4 protein-coding genes are annotated in these 6,961 nt (G+C 60.8%); 1 reads left to right on the forward strand and 3 read right to left on the reverse strand.

Annotated elements, in window-relative coordinates; all coding sequences use genetic code 11:
* Positions 1-230: 230 nt before the first annotated feature.
* The 3 genes from NTCA1_RS27500 to chrA form a co-directional block, all read right to left on the reverse strand.
* A complete protein-coding gene (locus tag NTCA1_RS27500; RefSeq protein ID WP_159832427.1) occupies positions 231-1,529 on the reverse strand; it encodes a polysaccharide pyruvyl transferase family protein in 1,299 nt (432 codons plus the stop codon).
* A 57-nt stretch (positions 1,530-1,586) separates the two neighbouring features.
* A complete protein-coding gene (locus NTCA1_RS27505) occupies positions 1,587-2,426 on the reverse strand; it encodes a sulfotransferase (RefSeq protein ID WP_159832428.1) in 840 nt (279 codons plus the stop codon).
* A gap of 565 nt (positions 2,427-2,991) precedes the next feature.
* Entirely contained in the window at positions 2,992-4,185 is a 1,194-nt protein-coding gene (gene chrA / locus NTCA1_RS27510; RefSeq protein WP_159832429.1) for a chromate efflux transporter, read from the reverse strand.
* A 282-nt stretch (positions 4,186-4,467) separates the two neighbouring features.
* On the opposite strand from chrA, the gene NTCA1_RS27515 reads away from it, so the two are divergent.
* Positions 4,468-6,876 (forward strand): glycoside hydrolase family 2 TIM barrel-domain containing protein, encoded by a 2,409-nt coding sequence (locus tag NTCA1_RS27515; protein WP_201282620.1) that lies wholly within the window; start codon positions 4,468-4,470, stop codon positions 6,874-6,876.
* Positions 6,877-6,961 lie beyond the last annotated feature (85 nt).

Here is a 6,961-nt window from a genome sequence, read left to right on the forward strand (position 1 = left end):
AGAGCTTTCTCAACCTCGCCGCAGTGCGCCTATGGCTGAAATCTTATGTCAACGCGGCCTAAAACTGGCAGCTTTGCCGGACCGAAATTCGATTAAGTACGCAATCCGACTCATTGTCTGAGTTGAGTTCGGCGCAAAGCGTTTATGCTCGAATCTATGCGTCAAATTACGGGCGCTAGGAGTCAGTCACCTTACTGATCCCGGCCGTCCAAAAAGCCTCTACCCCACCTTTACATAAGCATTGCAGCGGGTTGCCCGTTCACGCTTGCGGACGCGATTGGATGATGCACCGTTACTGTTGTTGCCGAACCCTGCTGATCCAGAGCATTTACGGCATCCAGCACCACCGATGACGCCTGAACATCTTCGAGGCCCGTCTTTATGCGTTTCGCTTCACTCTCATAATTCGCCGCCATGTCTTCCACGCCCTTGAGAATGTGGGCGGCGTTGGGGCTTCTGATGTCGAAAACGTAATCCTGCTGCTGGAACAGCGCGGCCAGGTCCGCATATTTGCGGGCCCATCCCAGGATGACCGCAGGGACGCCGCTTCGATAAGCGAACACCACCGAGTGATAGCGCGAGGCGACGACATATTTGAAGCGCCCGATGATATCGATCAGCTCGGGGCTTGAATATTCGCCGGAAATCATATGCACCTTCTGGCGATCTTTCACCTTGCCGAGAACACGTTCAACAAGGTCTTCGTCAGCGGTGGATGTGTTCAGAATGTACACCTTCTCGCCGCTTTCGATCAGTTTCGAGAGTATTTTCGCATAAAGATCGAAGACGGCGGAAGGATCGCCGATCCTGAACACGTTCTTGTTTATGATGAACCCAACCGATCCCCGAGTAGGGTATTCATTCGTGCTATCGCCCTTTTCCATAAAGATCTGGTTGGTCTCAGGAAAAAGGTTCTCCCTGATCACCATATCCGGCGATAGTTCGACGTTGTTCAGGCCGAGAGAGGTAAGGCAATCATACCCTTCGCGCTCGCGCGCATAGATTTTCAGAGGGTAGGTCAGCTCTTTCTTCACCTCATCGACAAAAGCCGAGTCATCCGCCTCCCCCCAATTGAAGGGGCCGAAGCTCTGCGGCATGAGAATTATCTTTTTCTTGTAGCGCTTGGCGAGCCTGATGGTGTCGAGCAGTATTCTTCCGCTTTGCTTGGGCCACCCTGAGCCGAGCGTGTATCCGCTGGCGTCGAAAATGGCATCGGCTTTTCGGAGCGCCTTCCTCATTTCGGAAACTTTGCCATGCCATTTGTCGTTTTTCTTAACGATACCGACAAGGCGCGTCAAAGCAGGCACAAGCAAGGGAACGTTATAAAGCCGATACTTGAGGACGAACCGGGTGTAATCATCGTAAGGCATCAGCGGGAAGGTATATTGCTCCGGCACGTCGTATTTGTTGGCGAAGCCGATTACCTCGCACTCGCCGTAGATGGCCTTCAAGGAGTAGCTCAGGGAAAGGAACATCGCCTGAGATCCCTTGTTCCGCATCTGAACGCCAGTGATGATAAACGTCTTCATATTGCCCAACCTTCCCCGGTAATAATGATCTGTCTCAGTGCTTCGATGCGGCACTTATCAGCCGGCCCGCTCCATCGGCGCGTACCAGCGGCTGAGCGACTGACCGCTCATCTGCTCCAGTGCTTCGATGGACGGACTGTAGTAATCGTTCAGACGCTTTCGCAGCTCGTCTGTCAGCTGCGGGTACTGGGTTTCTCGCGCAATCAACTTGCGAATGGCCTGGTAGGCCGGAGTTCCCCGCAGCGGGCGGGTGATCGGTTTCACCCGAGCAAGATGTTTCCGCAGTCGCGCGGGCACCACAGGCGCGGTCCTGTCTTTCACCTTCTCCTGCCCATTCTGCGCAAGCGGTCGCGGCGGCAAGCCCAGATGCGCTCGCGCCCGCGACACCTGCCTGGCGGGGTCGTCCAGCACACCTTCGATGAACAGGATGAGAAGTGCCTCTCGCCCGAACAAGTCGATGTAGGACTGGAGGTGCGTCGCGAAGTTTCCGGCGCCCAGGAAACGGGTATTCTCACCCAGGGCGGGGTCGATGTAGTTTCCTATGTCACCCCCTACCTCGCCGCGCCTGAACAGCATGCAGTAGTTGGAATAGGCCCGCTCCACGGGATTGCGTAGCTGCACGATAAGCTTCGCCTGCGGCAGGTGCCGGTGGAGGCGGGCCGCCGCTTCAGGTTCGTAGAGGTAGGAATTCGATTTCTCGCCGATGGTTCGCCCCGATGCCTCCTCGCCGAACTGCGACAGATACCAGTCTTCCCCGCGGCTGTATTCCCGGGAGAAGTAATGCAGTTCCTGGTCTGGCATGTATACCGAGGGGTCCGACTGCAGTTGCTTCTGAAGCCAGGTGGTAGCCGACTTCGCGGCCCCGATAATGACGAAGTCGATGTTATCGAATTCCATTGGTTACTGACGCCTCCGTCTGATGCGTTGTACGGGGAACAGCATAGCTCGGTCATCCCGTGCAGATGCGCCCCGGATTAATGAAGTCTGCTTTGCCAAGCACGGCCCTGGCGTTTCGACTGGGCCTGTCGCGCCTGGTATTCGAACGGCATCCGATGCTCGCGGGTGCAAGGGAAGCGGCCAAGCTTCTTGCAGTGGAGGCGTCAGACGCTTCTACCAGAGATCCATGAATCGCCGCACACACCAGCTCCCTAACCTCGTTTCCAAGAGGATAGGTGAGCGGTGCTGCAAACAAGAAGCGTTCTTTTGGCTTAGACCCGATGCAATCGCGGAGGTTAAGCTATCGGCAAAAACAGCTTATAATAAATTGTATAGACGGGTGCGTTTCCGATTTGGCCGCGTTCTCGATGGACATGGCGGAAACCTTGCAGATCCGCCTGCTGGTTTGCCTACCGGGCATCAGCGATCTGCGAAAGGTCGGCGCCTATAGTCGGCGCAATCGCGCTCAGCTTGCCCGAATTTCCACTTCTTAATCAAGCGTATAGTGCTTTTGGCAGTAAGCCGATCATAATGCGATCGCGTGGCCCAGGACGGCGCTGCCCGCGACGATGGCTGGCGTAACCCACAAGCCCTTGACGCGCCAGACGAGTATCAGCGCGGCGGTGAACAGCGCGAATGCGACCCAGGGTTGCGCAATGTGCTCTGCCGTCGCCTGCGTCAGTTGTACGAAAGTGGCCGTGATCACGCCGATTACGGCTGCGGCCACTCCGGCCAGGAGGCGATGCAACGCCGGGTTCTCGACGATCGCCTCCAGCTTTTCGAACAGGATCAGGGAAAAGGCGAAAGCGGGAAGAAACATGCCTGCGGTGATGGCGAGCGCGCCCGTGACCCCTCCGGCGACATAGCCCGCGAATGTCGCGAAGATGACCAGTGGAGCCGGTAGAACGCTGGCAATGGCGAGGCCGTCCAGAAATGTCGCATCGTCGATCCACCCGCGGCCGACCGTGCCGGTTCGAATGTAGGGAATGGCGGTATAGGCGCCGCCGAAGGTCAGCAGACCGCCCTTGAGTCCGGTCAGGAACAGGGCTGCGGCCGATGCGCCTGCATTTGGGGCGGCGGTAGTTCCCACGACCGGTGCCGATGCCGGATAGAGCAACACGGCAAGCACCGCGCCGATGAGCACGATGGCCAGAGCCGGCACCGGGCGGGACGCCAGCGCATAGGCAAGGCCTCCGGCAACCAGCGGTAGCCAGAACGGCAAGCCTGCCAAAGTGGCGATCAGGCTGGCCCCTGCGACAAGGGCGAGCCAGCGATCGCTGATAACGTGCTGGCCGATCCGAACGACTGCCCGCAATATGATGGCAAGCATCGCGATCTGCACGCCGAGCAGCACCCCCGCAACGGACGGTTCGCCGGCAATCCACCTGGTATAGGCCCATCCGGCTGCGAGCATCAGCAGGAAGCCCGGCAGCATGAAGGCCAGTCCGGCAAGAATACCGCCTATTCTGCCGCGTGCGATTATGCCCAAATGGACGCAAAGTTCATGCGCCTCCGGGCCGGGCAGCACTTGCAAGACGGCAAGCAACCGGTTGAAGCGCGTCGGCTCGATCCATCGCTCTTCCTCGACCAGGGCCTGGCGGAGCATGGCGATCTGGGTAATCGGCCCACCGAACGCGAGTGCGCCGAAACGCAGGAACTTGAGGAAAAGCCCGGTCAGCGAAAGTGGGCGGGCAGTCTGTTGAGCAATCGCATCCGACATGGTTCACGCTCCCGTCGCCGTTGACACGGCACCTGGAGCGGACTTGGACGGCAGCCGTCTGGACGGGCGTCCGCACTGCCCGTTCCCGCCTTATCGCTTCTGGGCACGGGTGAAGTCAATCGCCGTCATGATGACTGCGTCTTGAGGCGAGCGGGTGACGTTGTCCGCCTTGTTCGCGTGCTTGTTGGTGGCACATCGCAGATACGGGCCGTATTGTGAAACGATATTGCAAATAGAGGGAGATATAGTACCGTCATCGAGGGACAGGATGAGGAAGCGCGTGTGGGCAAGCTCGGAAGCGTGTTGATATTCCATGCGCTGGTCGCAGCCCTGGCATCGACCGGCGTGGCCGAGGCCGAGCCCCGGACGATCACGCCGTTACCAGACGGCTGGCGCTTTATCCAGGCTGACCCAGAGGGCGCCGAAACGCCCACGCTGGATGATGCATCCTGGCAGGCCGTTACCGTTCCGCATGACTGGGCCATTGCCGGCCCGTTCGATCCCGATGCGAAAGCCGCTGGAGAGAACGGCTTTCTGCCCAGCGGAGTCGCCTGGTATCGCAGAACCCTGGATCTGAAGCCGCAGCCGGGACGACGCTATTTCATCGAATTCGACGGCATCATGGAGCGTAGCGGCGTCTGGGTGAACGGCCATCACGTCGGCTATCGTCCGTTGGGCTATGTCAGCCAGCGCTATGACCTGACGCGCCATCTGCGGGCAGATGGCCGCAATGTGATCGCCGTGCGGTCCGACACTTCCGCCGCGCCCTCGTCGCGCTGGTACACCGGATCGGGCATCTATCGTCATGTCCGCCTGATCGAGATCGACGATGTCCATGTCACGCAGGGCGGCGCCTATGTGCGTGCGACTGCGATCAGCGATGCGCAGGCGACGATTTCAGTCACTGCGGAGGTGCAGAACGACACTGGCGCTGCGGTCGCGGCGAAAGTCGAGCTTCTGCTGATCGATCCCGATGGGCGTGAAGTCGGCCAAACGGTGACGGCGACCAGCGAGATCGCCTCCGGCCGCACCAGGGCCCTGCCTGCCGAGATCGCGCTGCCGCGGCCGCGCCGCTGGGACATAAGCGATCCCGCGCTCTATCGCGCCGCCATCCGCGTGCTGGCCGCAGACGGCACCTTGCTGGACAATGAAGATGTCCGCTTCGGCATACGTGAAGCCCGGTTCGATCCGGCAACGGGCTTCTGGCTGAACGGTCGCAACTTCAAGCTCAAGGGCGTGGCGCTGCATCATGACGGCGGCGCGGTGGGGGCGGCGGTGCCGCTTGCGGTCTGGCGCCAGCGCCTGACCACTCTCAAGGCGCAGGGCGTCAACGCGATCCGCACGGCCCACAATGTCCCCAGCCCGGAATTTCTCGACCTGGCGGACGAGCTGGGACTGCTCGTGATGGACGAGCTGTTCGACCAGTGGAATGTCGCCAAGACGCCGGAGGACTATCACCTCTTCTTCGGCGACTGGCACAAGCGCGATGCGCTGGACATGGTGCGCCGGGATCGCAACCATCCCAGCATTGTCCTGTGGAGTGCCGGTAACGAGATCCACGACACCGCCTATCCGGTGCAGGCGAAGGCCGCTCTGCGCAGCATCCTCGACATCATTCATGCTGCCGATCCATCGCGGCCGGTGACGATGGCGCTGTTCCGCCCCAACGTCACCAAGGATTATGAAAACGGTCTGGCCGACATGCTCGACGTGGTCGGGCAGAACTACCGCGAGAACGAGTTGATCGCCGCGAGCAGGCAGAACCCGAAGCGCAGCATCGTTGGCACCGAGAACGCGCACAACCGTAGCAACTGGGTGCCGGTGCGGGACTATGCGCCCTTTTCGGGCATGTTCCTGTGGACCGGCGTGGATTATCTGGGCGAAGCCAATCGGTCCGGCTGGCCGAATATCCAGAATCCGGCAGGGCTGCTCGATCGCACCGGTCGCCAGAAGATCAGCGGCATGGAGCGGGAAAGCTGGTGGTCGGAGCGGCCGGTGCTGCATCTCGTGCGCAACGCCGATCCCGCTGCCGCCGGGCCTGCGACCGATGGGGCCGGAGGTCCAAACCAGCCTGTCCTGCCGACCATGATCGCGGTGGCCACGCCCAAGCCCAAGGTCGCCCTGTTCGATGACTGGACGCCGCAGGATCGCAGCCCGCATGACGAGACGATCGAGGTCTACAGCAATTGCCGGCAGGTCGAGGCATTCCTCAACGGGCGTTCGCTCGGCACGCTGCCGATCAACGCGGATGCCTCGCCGCGGCGCTGGACAGTGCGATATGCGCCTGGCGAAGTGCGGGCAACCTGCCGGGATCCCGGCAGCGAGGCTGTGTCCGACCGGCTGAGGACGGCAGGAAAACCGGTGCGTATCGATCTGCAGGCGGATCTGCCGACGGTCGGCTCCACGTTCGACGACATGGTCTATGTCCGCGCGCGTGTGGTCGATGCGAACGGCGTCACCGTACCTTCGGCCGATTCCCGCCTGCACTTCGCCGTCAAGGGGACGGGGCAGCTGATCGCGACCGACAATGGCTCATCGGTCGATCATACGCCCTTCTCGTCACCCGACCGCGCGGTGCAGGACGGCGTTGCGGTCGGTCTGGTCAGAGGTGCGGGCAATGGGCGCTTCACCGTCACCGCCACGGCTGAGGGCCTGAAGGCAGGTGCGGTCGATCTGCGATCGACGAAGTGACGGGTGTGCCGGGGCTGACTTGACCTAGGCCACCGACTCATTATGGCGCAGCCAAATGCGTATGGACGCAAGCTGGACTGAGGCG

The organism is Novosphingobium sp. TCA1 (assembly GCF_009811895.1).
GTDB classification, from domain to species: Bacteria; Pseudomonadota; Alphaproteobacteria; order Sphingomonadales; family Sphingomonadaceae; genus Novosphingobium; species Novosphingobium panipatense_A.